Genomic DNA, 15,629 nt, shown 5'->3' on the forward strand with positions numbered 1-15,629 from the left:
TGGTGTTCTCCTCCACGACCAGCGCGGTCGACGGGGCCCGCCTGGTGACCGGCGACGCGGTTCCCGAGATCACCCGGCTCAAGACCGAGGACGGCGGTCCGATGGACGTCGGCGGCGCCACCCTCGCCGCGGCGGCGATGCGGGCCGGGCTGATCGACGAGTACGCGGTCGTCACCCACCCGGTCCTGGTGGGCGGCGGCACGCCGTTCTTCACGGCCCTGGACCACTGGGTGGACCTGACCCTGGTGGAGACCCGGACGTTCCCCGGCGGCGTGCTCCTGGCCAGGTACGAGACCAGGCGCTGAGTGCCCGGCCGCTGTCCAGCGTCGCGGGCGCGGGCGCCCTCGCCGGAGCCGCCTCGATCCTCCCGGTCAGAGGAGCTCGCTGACCACCCGAACTCCGGACGACGGACCCGCTGAGCCGCGGGCAGCCGCAGTGCAGGAGCCGGCACGGTCGTCGAGCCGCCGCGGTCCCGGTACGTCCGCACCCCGCTCACCTACGCTGGCCGGATGCCGCTCTCGGGCACCAAGCTGCGCGCCCCGAGTCCGCGCCGCCAACTCGTCTCCCGCGAGCGGCTCGATGTCGAGTTCCGCGCGAACCCGACGACGATGCCGCGGCTGGTACTCGTCTCGGCCCCCGCCGGGTACGGGAAGACGACCCTGGTGACCCAGTGGCTGACGCCGGGCCGGGTCGAGGACCGCGACACGGGCCAGGCACCGCACGCCCTGCGGGTGGCGTGGCTGTCCCTCGATGCGGCCGACGCCCACCTGCGTGTCTTCCTCACCCACCTCGTGGCTGCGCTCGAGGCCGCCTGCCCGGAGGTGGGGGCCGAGGCGCTGGCGCTGATGGACACCGACCGCACCCTCCCGGTCGAGGACGTCGTGGCCAGCCTCGTCAACGACCTCGATGCACTCGCCGGCGCCACCGCCGTCGCCCTCGACGACTACCACCTCGTCGACGACCCCGAGATCCACCATGCGGTCGCCTTCCTGCTCGACCACCTGCCGCCCCAGGTCACCGTGGTCATGACGACGCGTGCGGACCCGCCCCTACCGCTGTCACGCCTGCGGGCCCGTGGGGAGCTGCTCGAGGTCCGCGCCGCCGACCTGCGGTTCACCGCGGAAGAGGCCGATGTCTTCCTCAACCACGTGATGGGCCTCGGGCTCGCACCCGCCCAGGTGGCGGCCCTGGAGAACCGGACCGAGGGCTGGGCGGCCGGCCTGCAGCTCGCAGCCCTCTCGGTCCGCGGCCACACCACCGCCGGCTCCGGCCACCCGGCAGCCGATGAGACCGCGGCGTTCGTCGAGGCGTTCACCGGCAGCAGTCGGTTCGTCCTCGACTACCTGCTCGAGGAGGTCCTGGCCACCCAACCCGAGGACGTGCGCACCTTCCTCCTCGACACGTCGGTCCTCGATCAGCTCACCGGGCCGTTGTGCGACGCGCTCACCGGCGGTAGCGACGGGCAACGGCTGCTGGAGACCCTCGAGCGCGGCAACCTGTTCCTGGTCCCGCTCGACGACCAGCGACAGTGGTTCCGCTACCAGCACCTGTTCGTCGACGCGCTGCGCGCCCGACTCCTGGCCGAGAGCCCCGGACGGGTCCGCAGCCTGCACCGGGCAGCCAGTGACTGGCACGTCCACCACGGGACGCTGAGCGACGCGATCAGCCACGCCCTGGCCGCAGGCGATGTCGAGCACGTGGCCGACCTCCTGGAACTGGCTCTGCCGGAGGCCCGCCAGCGGCGGCAGGACCGGACCCTGCGCGCTTGGCTCAACGCCCTCCCCGACGACGTCCTCCGCGGCCGCGCGCTCCTCGCCGCGCAGATGGCGCCGGCGCGACTGTCCGAGGGCGACCTGGAGGGAGCCGGGCGCTGGCTCGACGATGCTGACGCGGCACTCCGGACGACGGCGCTCGAACCTGCGGCGGGCGGGCCCCTCGCGGGCCGACTGGCCAATGCGGCCCGCGCCCGGGAGGAGGAGCTCCGGGCCCTGCCGGCGCAGGCCGCCGTGTACCGCGCCGCACTCGCTCAGGCCGGCGGTGACGTCGCAGGGACCATTGCGCACGCCCGCCGCGCCCTGGACCTGGCCGGACCGGCCGACCACGTCGCCCGGTCCGGCGGAGCCGGGTTCCTCGGCCTGGCCGCGTGGGCCGCCGGCGACCTACCTGCAGCGGTGGACACCTTCAGCGAGGCCGTGCGGAGCCTGCACGCCGCCGGCAACGTCACCGACGAGCTCGGCACGACCGTCGTCCTGGCCACCATGTGGCTCGCCCGCGGACAGCCCGACCGGGCGCGGCGACTCCACGCGCGAGCCCTCCGCACGGCAGCCGCCCATCCGGGCCCGGTGTTGTCCACGACCGGGGACCTGCACGTCGGCCTCGCCGACGTGCTGCGAGAACACGGCGACCTGGACGCCGCCGCGAAGCACCTGGAGATGGCGCGCGAACTCGGCGAGCGAGCGTCGCTGCCGGAGAACCGACACCGCTGGTACACCGCCATGGCCGGACTACTGGTGGCACGCGGCGACCTGGACGGCGCCGTCGGCATGCTGGAGCAGGCGGAGTCGCTGTACCTGCCCGGCTACTTCCCCGACGTGCGTCCCATCCCCGCCAGTCGGGCGCGGGTCCACATCGCGCAGGGACGGCTGGAGGACGCCGCGGCGTGGGCACGCGCCCACCACGTGACCCCCGACGGCCCGTCCGACTACTCGGCCGAGTACGACCAGCTCACGCTCGCCCGTCTGCTCATCGCGCAGCACCGCGCCGCCCCACGACCGAGGACCCTCGAGTCCCCCCGCGCGCTGCTGGACCGGATCGTGGCCGCCGCCGAGGCAGCGGATCGTGGCGGCAGCCTCGTCGAGGCCCTGCTGGTGCGGTCCCTCGCGCACCGCCACAGCGATCGGGACGCCGCGCTCGCAGACCTGGGTCGCGCGCTGCGGGCGGGCGTCCCGGTCGGGTACCGCCGGCTGTTCCTCGACGAGGGACCCGCGATGGGCGAGCTGCTCCGGGCGGCCGCCGGACGCCCCGACCTGCTCGGCTCGGCAGAGGCAGCGGCGTTGCTCCGGGCGGCCGAGCGCCAGCAGGACGACCCCTCTCCCACTCGCCCACCGGCACTCGGGAGCCAGGAGCCGCTGAGCGAGCGGGAGGTCGAGGTGCTCCGGCTGCTGGCGACCGACCTGACCGGCCCCGACATCGCCGGCCGGCTGTTCATGTCGGTCAACACGTTCCGGACCCACACCCGGCACATCTTCACCAAGCTCGACGCGAACACCCGGCGGGCTGCGGTCAGCCGCGCAGACGAGCTCGGCATGCTGCAGGCCCCGCCGCGGTAGCCGGGACCACGGGGCCGAGCCACCCTGGTGGAATCACCAAGGCGGTCACATGATCATGTGACGTGGACCCGCCCACCGGGCTCCTAGCGTCTCCGACATCGCCGGACACCCGCCCGGCACCGGGACGAGGAGCTCGCCATGGACATCACCGCCACCGGCCTGACCAAGGCCGCGGGCGCCGCAGCCGCGGTCGCCGGAGCCATCTTCATCGCCGTCCAGATCGGCCACCCGTCCTCCGACTCCTTCACCACCGAGACCACCCAGTGGATGGCACGCAGCGGCGCCAAGTCCGCGATGGCGGCGCTGGCGCTCGCGGGCATCACCGGCATGTACCTGCGCCAGTACCGCAAGGCCGGCGTCCTCGGCCTGGTCGGCTACCTCGTGTTCGCGGTCGGGTACCTGGCCCTCCTCTGCGTCGAGGTCATCGCGGCCGCCGTCCTGCCCAACCTGGTCGACAGCGAGCCCGGGTTCGTCGACGACGTCGTCACCGCCGCCAACGGCGGAACGCCGAACGGTGACATCGGCGGAGTGCAGACCCTGCTCAACGTCGCCGGGGCCGGCTACATCGTCGGCGGTCTCCTCTTCGGCCTCGCCCTGTTCCGCACCGGCGTCCTCACCCGTTGGGCGGCCGCCCTGCTCGCCATCAGCACCGCCGCCACCGCCGCGCTCGCCGTCCTGCCCGAGTCGTTCAACCGGCCGCTCGCCGTCCCCGCGGGCCTCGCGCTCATCGCCTTGGGCGTGTCCCTGTGGCGCAACCCCCGCGATGGCCGCCAGACCAGCCCCGCCACGTTCCCCGCCACCGCCATGGCCGTCAGCCCGGCCGAGCAGCCCGCGGTCCGATGACCACCCGGCAACGGATCGCCCGGTCGACCCCCCGCCGGATCTCGTCCGGTGGGGAGTCGACGCGCCCGCGGGACCTGCCGGCCGGCCAGCCTCGGGGCTGGCCGGCCACGGCCGCGCTGGTGGCGCTGTCCCCCAGGCCGCTCGCGGCCGGCTCGCTCCGGGTCGTCCAGCTCGCCGGCGGACCCGACCTGGTCCCGGCCGACGACCGGTTCACCGGCCTCCCGGCCGCCCTCGCCGTCCACGTCATCGGCGCCGCAGTGTTCGTCCAGGTGGGGGCGGTCCGGTTGGTGCCCGGCATCCGGCGTCGCCACTCACGCAGCACGACCACGACCGACAGCGCGCCAGTGGGGGCACCGACATGAACTGCCCCACGTCGAGCCCCGCCGGCCCGGGCCAGACCCGCCCGACCGTGACCGGCCCCGCGACGTACGAGATCCAGGTCGTGGGTCACCTCGACGATCACTGGGCCGCCACCCTCGACGACCTCGCCTTGGTCCGCCTCGACGATGGCACCACCAGCTTGACCGGGCCGGTCATCGACCAGGCGCAACTGCACGGTGTCCTCGCCCGGATCCGCGACCTCGGCGTCCCCCTGCTGACGCTGCGCGCCCTCGATGGCGCCGGTGGAGCAGCCGGGACCGAGCATCCGCGGGATCTGGGCGGCCAGGAACGCCGCTGACCCGCCGCACGAGGGACCAGCGCTGCAAGGCCGGCTGGCGCGCGGCGATGGCCAGCCCGAGGCGCTGCCGCATGCCGAGGGAGGACTTGCCGGCCCGCGGATCGGCTGCCGTCTCCAGTCCGACCTCGGCCAGGACCTGCGCGGCCCGGACGACAGGGACGCGGCTGATGGCGGCGGTGGCCCGGAGATGGTCCATCGCGGTACGACCGGGGTGCATGCGGCCATCGAGGACGCAGCCGCCGACCGCGACGTCGGGCAGGACGATGGGCGGCCACGGCCACGGCCACGGTCACGTCCGCTCGAGCGATCTGCCGACCCGCGGGCGATCGTGCTGCGCGGATGCCCGACCACATCTGGCCGACCTGATCCGGCGCCGGCTGTTCGAGTCCTCACGGGTGTGCCCCGGAGCGTGTCCGCATCAGGGCGCGGTGAGGCACTGCGAACCCGCCCCCGACCCCGGTCCGTGCCCGGGGAGGTCGGCCGCCGCGACGCCACCAGGTCCTGGCCGTCCACTCACCCGACGCGGCCGGTCCGCTCGCTTGGTGGTCGCAAGTTGGTCGCGGGCCACGGCATGCAGTCCGTGTCAGGCGCTGACCTGGGATGTTGCTCCCCCGATTGGACTCGAACCAACAACCCTGCGAAATCACCTCAGAGGTATCGGTGGAAGATGGTCGTGAACGAAAGCCCAGGTCAGGATCGATTCGCTGGTTGGTTATCGTTTACCAATAACTACAAATTGCTGTTGTGAGTGCGTCGTAGGTGCGTCGTAAGCCTCCCGAGCGGCTGGAACGCTCATGTCGAGATCGGCGCCAGGCCATACGCGCAAAGTGGGGTGTGGGCAGCACCTTTGCGCCACCGGCCCGACGGCCGATCACCGGACTGGAGGGTCGACGTGCCCGTCGGGCATCGCTGCACGAGAGGTGGTGGCTCTCGCTCACCACCCTCGAACGCAGGCGGACATCCGCGAGCAGCTCACCCCTGAGACCGACGGGAGGGGCGCCGATCGGTCCGGCGCGTCACCGCCGGACCGATCCTGCAGGACCGTCGACTTGCTACGGCGCCTTGTCCCGCGGCGCCTGCTCGACGGGCCTACTTGAAGACGTCCTTGACCTTCTCGCCGGCCTGCTTGAGGTTGCCCTTGGCCTGGTCACCCTTGCCCTCAGCCTCCAGGTCGGGATCGTCGGTAGCCCGCCCGGCCGCCTCCTTGCCCTTGCCGGCCAGCTCTTCGACCTTGTTGCTGATCTTGTCCTCGTTGCTCATACCGATGTCCTACCCGCCGCGGGAGGCAGCATGCGATACCGGCGGGTGTCGTTCCCAGAACCGAGGCCGGCCGCACGGCGGTTCACGCCGCGGTCGCCTCCGGCTGGGGGAACAGCCGGCGGAGCACGTCGGACAGCGTGATGACGCCGATGACTGCCCCGGCACCGGCGCCGCCGTCCGGGCCGCGATCGGTGATGACGGCGAGGTGGTTGCGGGTCTCGCGCATCGCCTTGAGCGCCGCGTGCACGGTGGTGTCGGCCCCGAGGGCGAACACGGGGCGGGCGAGCGGTGCGGCCGGCGCTTCGTCGGGTGCGGTGAGGGTGTCGCGGACGTGGACCACGCCGGTGATCTCCTCGCCGTCGGCCGCGCCGAGCAGGATCCGCAGGTGTCCCGAGCGATGGGTGGCCCCTCGGACCTCGCCGACGGTCGCGGCGGTGCGGACACCGGTCGGACGGGAGCCCGAGCCGAGCAGTTCGCGCACGGTGAGGCGCTCGAGCTCGAGTGCGCCGGAGATCTGCGCGGAGAAGCCGGCGTCGAGCGCGCCGACGTTGGCCGAGTGCTCCACCAGGTGGCGCAGTGCGTCGGGACTGTGCCCGACCGCGAGCTCGTCGGACGGCTCGACCCCGACCGCCCGGACCAGGGAGTTGGCTGCGGCGTTGAGCGCCCGCAGGAGCGGCCGGAACACCGCCATGAAGGCCCGCATGGGTCCTGCCAGCAGGGTGGCCGAGCGCTCCGGGTGAGCGATCGCCCAGGACTTCGGAGCCATCTCGCCGACCACGAGGTGGATGAAGGTGACGATCAGCAGCGCGAGGACGAAGCCGACGACGTCGGCGGCGACCAGCGGCAGTCCCCACGTCTCGAACAGCGGGGTGAGCCAGTGGTGCACTGCCGGCTTGCTGATCGCCCCCAGGGCGAGGGTGGCAGCGGTGATGCCCAGCTGCGAGCCGGCCAGCAGCAGCGTCAGCTCCGACGAGTTGCGCAGGGCGGCCCGCGCCGACCGGCTGGTCGGCGCGGCCTCCTCCAGCCGGTGTCGCTTCGCGGCCAGCGCGGCGAACTCGACGGCCACGAAGAACGCACTGAGGGCGACGATGACCACGGTGGCGGCGACGACCACCCACGGGCTGTCGCTCATCGGGAGATCTCCTCGGACGTGAGGGTGGCGCTGGTTGCGCCGGTGTCGATGGCGCCGGAGGTTCCCGCGCGCTCGGGTAGTTCCAGGCGGACGCGGGAGGGCACGTGCCGCTCCACGGCGAGGACTTGTGCCTGGAGCAGGCGGGCGACGGGCTCGTCCTCGTGGACCAGGTCTCCGGGATCGGGCGGCAGCTCGACGGTCAGCGTGGTGCCCGGTTCGGGCAGCCCGCCGAACACGGCGATGACCAGCCCGGCGATCGTCTCGTAGTCCCCGCGGGGTAGGTCGACGCCGAGTGAGCGCTCGACTTCGTCGACGTGCACGTCCCCGGGCATCTCCCACACGCCGTCCCCCTCGACAGGCACGTAGGCGGGGTCGACGTCAGCGTCGTGCTCGTCGGTGATCTCTCCGACCAGTTCCTCGGCGAGGTCCTCCAAGGTGATGACGCCGGCGAAGCCGCCGTACTCGTCGATGACGCAGGCCATCTGGTTGTTGCTCTCGTCGAGCTGGCGCAGCGCCTCGGGCAGCGAGGTGAACGTGGAGACGACCAGGCACTCGCGGGCGATCGCGGTCATCGGTGCGCTGTCGGGCTCGGTGGTGGTCAGCAGGTCGGCCAGGTGGACGACCCCGATCACGTCGCCCGTCTCGGCCTCCAGGACCGGGTAGCGGGAGTGGCCGTGCGCCATCAGATCGCGGAGGTGGCCGATGGTGTCGTCGTCGGCGACGGTGCCCACCCGGGGCCGCGGGATCATCGCGTGCTCGACGTCGCGGTTGGGGAAGTCCAGGATCCTGTCGAGCATCATCGACAACTCCGCCGGCAGGTCGCCGCTGTCCCGGGACTCCTCGACGATGTGCTCGAGGTCGCGGGCGGTCGCGGCGTGCTCGACATCGTGCACCGGCTCGATCTTGAGCGCCCGCAGCAGCAGGTTCGACGATTGGTCGAAGACCCAGATGAGCCACCCGAAGACCTTCAGGTAGGCGGTGGTGGAGGCGGCCAGCCAGCGGGCGACCGGCTCCGGGCGGGCGATGGCGAGGTTCTTCGGGAACAGCTCACCGAACAGCATCTGCACGACGGTGGAGAACAGCAGCGCGAAGAACGCACCGATGCCGACGCCCACTGCGGTCGGGATGCCGACCCCCCCGAGCAGCGCGCCCAGGGACTCACCGATCAGCGGCTCGGCGACGTAGCCGACCAGCAGCCCGGTGACGGTGATGCCCAGCTGGGCGCCCGAGAGCATGAACGAGGTACGGCGGGTGACCCCGAGGGCGCGCTTGGCCGGGGTGTCACCGATGTCGGCCCGCGCGGCCAAGGCGGAGCGGTCGACCGCCATGTAGGCGAACTCCTGGGCCACGAAGTACCCAGTGACCACGGTGATCGCCAGGACGACGACCACACCGAGCAGCAGTGAGAGGACCTCGGTCACCGGCCACGCACCCCCTCAGCCTGCTGGGGACACGTGGCCTGGGGACTGTGATCGGTGCTCATGGCTCTCTTCGACGGAGGGGTCGGGGCAGGCGGCCCCGACAGTCGAACGCGGCAGGGGCGGATCGCGTTCCGGCGAGCGCAGTCTCCGAGGCCAGTGCGGGTGAGCCGGCCGTCGCCCCCGCTGGTCCGCGTCGTGCCCGTCCCGGCGCTGCCGGCCCGTGAACGGCGAGGCGCGCCGGCACCCTCTCTCGGGCACGGATGCCGCCGCCCGCCCCGTCAGCTGTTCCACTGTCGTCAGCCGGACCGAAACCGCGGCGGCAGCATCGATGACGAGGGCCGTCAACGGCCCTGCTGGCGACTCGCTGAGCCGCGTCGACGGCACTGGCGAAGCGATAGACGAAGTGGCACACACCTTTTGCACTCGGCGGCCAGGAACTCCTTGTGACGAGTTTCCGCGAGGGGCCGCCGAGGTGACGTGGCCAGCCTCGAGAGATCGGCATCCGCCGGTGCGCTGCGCGTACCGAAGGGGTGCAGCGTTGTACTCGAAGCGCTGAGACGGGCTGCGCAGGAGCGGGGCCGTGCGCTCACCACACGGCCTCACTGGTCTCAAAGAGACTGCCTCGGACCACCGCGCCGCTCCTCCCGCGGTCACCGGAGGACCGGCGAGCGGTGGCGGTGAGCTGCTCAGGGCGCGGCGGCCAGCGCCGGTCCAGTGCCACGGTGAACGGGACGGCAACAGACACCGTCGAGATGGTGCCGGCAACGATGCCGAGGATGAGGGCGAGCGCGAAGTCAGCGAGGGAGTCCCCACCGAGGACGAGTAGCGCGGTGAGCACCAACAGGGTGGATGCCCCGGTGTTGATCGTGCGCGGCATGGTCTGCAGGACCGCGCGGGCGGCGACGGCGGGAAACGCCTGCCCGCGCTGATGGTCCCGGGTCTCCCGGATCCGGTCGAAGACGACCACCGAGTCGTTGACCGTGTAGCCGACGACGGTGAGCACGGCGGCGAGGAACACCCCGTCAGCGGTGCGGCCGGTCCAGGCGAACGCCCCGACCACCACGACGACGTTGGCGAGCAGCGCGCCGACAGCGCCGGCGCTGTAGGTCCAGCGGAACCGGACGGCGAGGTAGGCCAGCTGCGCGGCCAGCGCCACGCCGAGCGCGATGAGCGCGTTGCGCCGCAACTCCGCCCCGAGCGTCGGGCCGATCAGCTCGTCGCTGACCACCTCGGCGCTCCCGGCGGCTGCAGCGAGGGCGTCGCGGATCGCCTCCTGCTCGGCGTCGTCGATCGGGCCGGTTCGCACCCGCACGTCGCCCTCCTCGGCCTGCTGCACGACCGCGCCCGGAAAGCCGGCGGTGCTCACGGCCTGGCGCGCGTCGTCGGGGTCCAGTGGCGCGCCGGTGGCGTACTGGATGCTGCGCCCGCCGGTGAACTCAACGCCAAGCTGCAGGCCCCGCACAGCGGTCCCCGCGCCGGCGAGGAGGACGACGAGCAGCGAGATGGTCAGCCAGCGTCGGGGCTGCGCATACAGCCGCCAGTTCCGGCCGGCCAGCCGGCTGCGTACCCGGCCGAGGGTGTGCAGTCCGGTCAGCTGGGGCCGGCGGTTGAGCAGCCGGCCGGTGGCGGCCAGTTCGGCGAGCACGCGGGTGATGACCAGGGCCGAGAACATCGAGGCGAGCACCCCGACGGTCAGGGTGACGCCGAAGCCGCGGACGGGTCCGGAGGCGAGGAAGAACAGGAGTCCCGCTGCGAGCAGGGTGGTGACGTTCGAGTCGGCGATGGCTGACAGCGCACGCCGAAAGCCGGTGGTGACCGCGCTGCGCAGCGACCGTCCGCGCTGGGCGTACTCCTCGCGGGCCCGCTCGTAGACCAGGACGTTGGCATCGACGGCCATGCCCACCGCGAGCACGAACCCGGCCAGTCCGGGAAGGGTGATGGTGGCGCCGAGCGTCAGCAGGGCCGCGTAGGTGATCAGTGCGTAGCAGAGCAACGCGACCACGGCGAGCAGACCCATGAGGCGGTAGGCCGCGACGATGAACACCGCCGTCGCAGCGACGCCCAGGAGCACGGCCCGCACGCTGGCGTCGATCGCGGCGGCGCCGAGCGTGGGCCCGACGGTGCGCTGCTCGATGACCTCGACCGGCACCGGCAGCGCGCCGCCCTGCACCAGCGCGGCGAGGTCCTGCGCCTGGTCCTCGGAGAACTGGCCGGTGATCTGGGTGCTGCCGCCGGTGATGCCCACGCCGCAGGGAACCCCCGGATCGACCTGCGGCGAGGAGATGACCTCCTCGTCGAGCACGATCGCCACCCGGCGGGTCGGGTCGCCCGGCGGAGCACAGGCGGCCTGCCCGGTCAGCTGCTCCCACGCAGTCTGCCCCGCGCCGGTGAACTCGACGGTGACGTACCAGCCGCCGGCGCCCTGCAGGTCGATCCCCGCCGCGGCCTCCTGCACTCCCTCACCGGTCAGCGCCGCCGGCCCCAGGCGCACCGGGACGCCGTCCTCGTCGGGCAGCACGATCGGCGCACCCGGGGCGCCCTCCTCCGGGGCCCCTGCGTCTCCGGCGGCGGCTGCCACACCGAGCACCGGGTGGAAGGCCAGCTGGGCGGTCTTACCGATCACCTCGACCGCCTCGCGCGGCTCGGTCAGCCCGGGTAGCTCGATGACGATGCGGTCCTCCCCGGATCGGACCAGGGTCGGCTCGGCCACACCGAGGGCGTCGACCCGCCGCCGCAGGACCTCCAGTGCCCGGTCGGTGGCCTCGCCGTCGGCGTTCACCGTCGGGGAGTCCTGCGCCTCGAGGACGATCTGCGTGCCGCCGCGCAGGTCGAGCCCGAGGGTCGGTGTCGACGTGAGCACTGCGGCAGTCGCCGCCACCAGCACGGCCAGCGACAGGATGGCGCGAGCCAGCAGCGGACGGGTGCGTCCGGTCGACGGCTTCCCGGTGCGCTGGGATGGCGAGGTCACGGATCGTCTCCAGGAAGAGGGCCTCAGCGAGGCGGACAGGGCGGTCGCGCGCGGACCTGGCGATGACGGGTCCTCGGCGCGCTACAACTCGAGTGGTGCGACTGGTCGGGCGCGGGAGGGCGAAGTTCGTCCAGCCCTCGAGCGGAGCCTGCTGGTGGCGGCGGTGGACGGAGCCGGACGGGTCGGTCAGCGCCCGGGGAGCGGGCCGGGACCGTTGCCGGGCATGTCGTCGGGGTCTGTGCTGATGTGGTGTTCGGGGCCCCGTTGCAGCCCGTCGAGCAGCCAGTTGTCGAATCCTCCCGGATCACGTCGGCGGAGCTCCTCCAGCAGCGCCTCCCGCCACTGGGCGGCGGCGTGCCGCGGAGCGCCGGAGGAAGGACGTAGCAGCTCGCCGCTCCTACGCCACTCGGCGATCAGGTCCTTGACGGACAGGGCCTGCAACAGATCGCGGGACGACGACGGGTCCGGCGGCTCGGGCGGTTGAGCAGTCGACGGAGCTCGTCTGCTCGCGGTGCGTGACGATGCCGGGGGAACCTGCAGGGTGTCCGCCCAGAGGAGCGACAGGAGAGTGAACATGACGACCAGGAGGAGCACCAGGTAGCCCCCCGCTTCGCCGAACTGTTCGACTCCCTTGGCGAACGGTGCGAACAGTCCTGCGATGGCGGCTGCAGGAAGCGGGCCGAGCCATTCGACGGGCCTGCGCCCCAGCGTCCGGTGGATGTCATAGCGGACGGCGGCACCGAGCGCGCCGAGGACGACCACGCAGAGCGCCAGGGTCACGGGACGCATGAACAGGGAGCCGAACAGCGCGACCGCCACGTAGGGGATCAGGATCGCTGCGCCGGCCAAGCGCAGCAGGAAGCGCTGCGTGGGAGAAGGACGGTCACCGTTCACCAGCAGCTCCGGTCAGCTGGCGCCCCCGTGGCGCGTGGGTGCCCTGTCGGTGCGCGTAGCGGTCCTCCGCGCACGAGCCGGGCGAGCTCGTGGCAGGCCCCGTCGGCGCGGCATCCGCGGTGTCCCCACATAGGGCGACGTAGGGGGTGCTCGGGTTCCCGTGACTTGTCAGGGGTTCACCGCGAGGAAGAGGAAGGCGGCGAGCAGCACCAGGTGCACGGCGCCCTGCAGTCGGGTCGCCCGGCCGGGGACCACGGTCAGTGCTGCGACGACGACGGTGAGCGCGAGCAGGACCATCTGGGTGGAGCCCAGCCCCAGGAGCAGCGGACCCTCCAGCCAGATCGAGGCGATGGCGATGGTGGGGATGGTCAGGCCGATGCTGGCCAGCGCCGAGCCGAACGCGAGGTTGAGGCTGATCTGCAGGCGGTTGCGCAGCGCGGCCCGGGACGCCGCGATCGTCTCGGGCAGCAGGACCAGCAGAGCGATGACGACGCCGACGAACGACGGGGGGAAACCCGCCGCTGCGACACCGGCCTCGATTGCCGGCGATTCGACCTTCGCCAGCCCGACGACCGCGACCAGGGCGATCAGCAGCAGGACCAGGCTGGTCAGAGCGGCTCGGCTCGTGGGGGGTGCCGCGTGCTCCTCCGGCGAGTCGTCGGTCCCGGAGGTAGGCACGGGGAGGAAGAAGTCGCGGTGACGCACGGTCTGGTTCAGCACGAACGCCGCGTACAGCACGAGCGAGGCGACCGCGGAGAAGGCCAGCTGCGTCGGGGAGAACTCGGGGCCCGGCCGGCTGGTGGTGAAGGTCGGCAAGACCAGGCCGAGCGTGGCGACGGTCGCCACGGTGGCCAGCGCCGCTCCGCTGCCCTCGGCGTTGAACACCGCGAGCCCGTGGCGGATGGCGCCCAGCAGCAGGGACAGTCCGACGATCCCGTTGCAGGTGATCATCACTGCCGCGAAGACGGTGTCGCGCGCCAGCGTGGCCGTCTCGGGTCCGCCCGACACCATGAGCGTGACGATGAGTGCCACCTCGATGACCGTGACGGCGACCGCCAGGACGGGGGAGCCGAAGGGTTTCCCGACCCGGTGGGCCACGACCTCGGCGTGGTGGACAGCGGCGAGCACTGCCCCCGCCAGGACCAGCGCCACGACGACCGCGATCGCCAGCGCGAGTTCTCGGCCCCAGGTGGCGCCGAGGACCACAGCGCCGCGACCGGCAAGACGGTGGTCCAGGTGAGCACCGGTGAGCGGGTCACGGCGACCAGGCCTCCTCGCTCTGTTCGGTCACGCTGCCATGCGGTTGTTCGCTCATGTGCCGGTGTCTCCCAGCCAGTGGGCGAGCCGGCCGCTGCGGTGGACGGCGAGGATGCGGCGTTCGGTGTCTGGACGCTGCTCGGGTCGGGTGAAGACGAGCAGCACGTCTCCGGTGCGCAGCCGCGTGTGGGGTGCGACCGCCGCGGTGGTCCCGTCGCGCGCGAGCAGTCCGGGTGTCGCACCGTCGGGCAGGCGGAGTTCGTTCATGTAGACGCCATGCAGGCGGGATCCGGGCAGGACCCTGATCTGCAGGAGGTCGGTACCCAGCTCATGCAGCGACGAGGTGCCGACGTCCAGGTCGAGCGGAACGCCGTTGGAGCGCCCGGCCGGCGCCGGGGCGCCGGCGAGGAGGCGCTGGGGGATCCCGCGGGCCAGGCGCGGTGAGGAGTAGACCGCGATGGGGCCGAGGACGGCGAGGACGAGGACGTACCCGGCGGCGAACGAGCCGAGCCGGGGATCGAGCCCGGCGGCCAACGCCAGGGAGGCGAGGACGAGGGAGAACTCGCCACGGGTCAGCACGGTGAGGCCGATGTTGGCCGCTTGGAGTCGGCCGAGGCCGTGCAGGCGGGCGGCGACGATGCCGGCCACGACCGCCAGCACGACCGTCGTCCCCGTGGCGCTGAGGATCTGCGGGAGCACGGCCAGGACGTCGCCGATGTCGATGGTGAGGCCGAAGTGGAAGAAGAAGATCGCACCGAAGCCGTCCCGCAACGGATGCGTCAGCTGCCGCAGCCGAGGAGCCGTCGGGGTGGAGGCCAGGATCAAGCCGATCATGAACGCGCCGATGGCGTCGGAGACACCCAGCTGCTCGCCGGCGCCGGCCGTAGTGATCGCCAACCCCAGAGCCAGGACGACCACGATCTCCTCGTCCTTGGTGCGCATCAGGGCGCTGACCCACCGGGTGCCATGCCGCGCCACCACCGACAGCACGAGCAGGAACGCGAACGCGACGCCCACACCCAGGGCGGCCTCGAGCAGCCCGGAGGCACCGCCCAGCACCGGCTGCAACAGCGCCAGGTAGAAGGCGAGGAACAAGTCCTCGATGACGATGATCCCGAGGATCACGCGCGTCTCGGGATTGCCCAGCCGCCGGGTCTCCACCAGCAGCTTGGTCACGATGGCCGACGAGGAGATGCCGACGATGCCGGCGATCACGAACGCCTCCGACGTGCCCCAGCCCAACGCGAAACCCAGCGCCAGCCCGCCACCGATGTTCAGGCACAGGTAGACCGCGGCCGCGGTGGCCAACCGCCGGCCACCGGAGGTGAGCTGGGAGAGGGAGAACTCCAACCCGAGATAAAACAGGAGGAACACCAGCCCGAGGCGGGCGACGAGCTCCAGATCCGCCGGCTCCCCCACCAGGACGAATCCCGGCGTGTTCGGCCCCAGCAGCACCCCGGCCAGCATGAACAACGGGATGGTCGGCAGCCCGATGGGCACACCGGCCCGGGCGAGCAGCCCGCAGACGAGGAAAGCTCCGCCAAGAGCCAGGAGTGCCTCGGCGACGTGGTGCACCCGGCCCTCCTCGTGGACGTCCTCCCCGTGGACGTCCTCCTCGTGGACGATTCCTCCGTCTGCCGATCACCGGCTGCGCTCGATCCTCACCGGCCGCGATGGTGGGCGGAATCCGTGGCAGCACCCATTTCGGCGGCCCACCGATGAGGGCGATGGGGGCTAGGGCGCGTCTCTCACAATCCCGTAGCCAGAGCAGGATCGAGGCGAAGACGACCGCGCCGTGGAAGACGGTGGCGTGTTTGTCGTAGCGGGTGGCGATGCCGCGCCAGGC

General features: G+C 72.4%; 12 protein-coding genes. 5 read left to right on the top strand and 7 right to left on the bottom strand.

Annotation, left to right across the window (positions count from 1 at the left end; translation table 11 throughout):
- From BM165_RS22525 to BM165_RS24500, 5 genes are all read left to right on the top strand, one after another.
- Positions 1-305: dihydrofolate reductase family protein (locus tag BM165_RS22525; RefSeq protein WP_177225287.1), on the top strand; the 305-nt coding region annotated here is incomplete at its 5' end.
- Positions 306-509: 204 nt separating this feature from the next.
- Complete coding sequence (locus BM165_RS22530; RefSeq protein ID WP_075015789.1) at positions 510-3,329, top strand: winged helix-turn-helix domain-containing protein; 2,820 nt, start codon at positions 510-512, stop codon at positions 3,327-3,329.
- Between the two features lie 138 nt (positions 3,330-3,467).
- A complete protein-coding gene (locus BM165_RS22535; protein WP_075015790.1) occupies positions 3,468-4,172 on the top strand; it encodes a hypothetical protein in 705 nt (234 codons plus the stop codon).
- Complete coding sequence (locus BM165_RS22540) at positions 4,169-4,534, top strand: hypothetical protein (RefSeq protein WP_075015791.1); 366 nt, start codon at positions 4,169-4,171, stop codon at positions 4,532-4,534. Before BM165_RS22535 ends, BM165_RS22540 begins: the two co-directional genes overlap by 4 nt.
- A gap of 47 nt (positions 4,535-4,581) precedes the next feature.
- Positions 4,582-4,851 carry a hypothetical protein gene (locus tag BM165_RS24500; RefSeq protein WP_143108297.1) on the top strand — a complete coding sequence of 90 codons (270 nt, stop codon included), beginning with the start codon at positions 4,582-4,584 and terminating at the stop codon, positions 4,849-4,851.
- A gap of 1,089 nt (positions 4,852-5,940) precedes the next feature.
- Here BM165_RS24500 and BM165_RS22550 read toward each other — a convergent pair.
- From BM165_RS22550 to BM165_RS22580, 7 genes are all read right to left on the bottom strand, one after another.
- Positions 5,941-6,111: a CsbD family protein gene (locus BM165_RS22550; RefSeq protein WP_075015792.1), complete on the bottom strand. Its 171-nt coding sequence runs from the start codon at positions 6,109-6,111 to the stop codon at positions 5,941-5,943.
- Positions 6,112-6,193: 82 nt separating this feature from the next.
- On the bottom strand, positions 6,194-7,243 hold the full coding sequence (locus BM165_RS22555) for a hemolysin family protein (protein WP_075015793.1): 1,050 nt from the start codon (positions 7,241-7,243) through the stop codon (positions 6,194-6,196).
- Entirely contained in the window at positions 7,240-8,664 is a 1,425-nt protein-coding gene (locus tag BM165_RS22560) for a hemolysin family protein (RefSeq protein WP_075015794.1), read from the bottom strand. Before BM165_RS22560 ends, BM165_RS22555 begins: the two co-directional genes overlap by 4 nt.
- 586 nt (positions 8,665-9,250) lie before the next feature.
- A complete protein-coding gene (gene secD, locus BM165_RS22565; protein ID WP_208976843.1) occupies positions 9,251-11,632 on the bottom strand; it encodes a protein translocase subunit SecD in 2,382 nt (793 codons plus the stop codon).
- Between the two features lie 186 nt (positions 11,633-11,818).
- Positions 11,819-12,526: a hypothetical protein gene (locus tag BM165_RS22570; RefSeq protein ID WP_075015795.1), complete on the bottom strand. Its 708-nt coding sequence runs from the start codon at positions 12,524-12,526 to the stop codon at positions 11,819-11,821.
- A gap of 168 nt (positions 12,527-12,694) precedes the next feature.
- Positions 12,695-13,732, bottom strand: coding sequence for a calcium:cation antiporter (locus BM165_RS22575; RefSeq protein ID WP_208976844.1), 1,038 nt, complete (start codon positions 13,730-13,732; stop codon positions 12,695-12,697).
- Positions 13,733-13,837: 105 nt separating this feature from the next.
- Complete coding sequence (locus BM165_RS22580) at positions 13,838-15,358, bottom strand: cation:proton antiporter (RefSeq protein WP_075015796.1); 1,521 nt, start codon at positions 15,356-15,358, stop codon at positions 13,838-13,840.
- Positions 15,359-15,629 lie beyond the last annotated feature (271 nt).

Source organism: Geodermatophilus obscurus (genome assembly GCF_900115395.1).
GTDB classification, from domain to species: domain Bacteria; phylum Actinomycetota; class Actinomycetes; order Mycobacteriales; family Geodermatophilaceae; genus Geodermatophilus; species Geodermatophilus obscurus_B.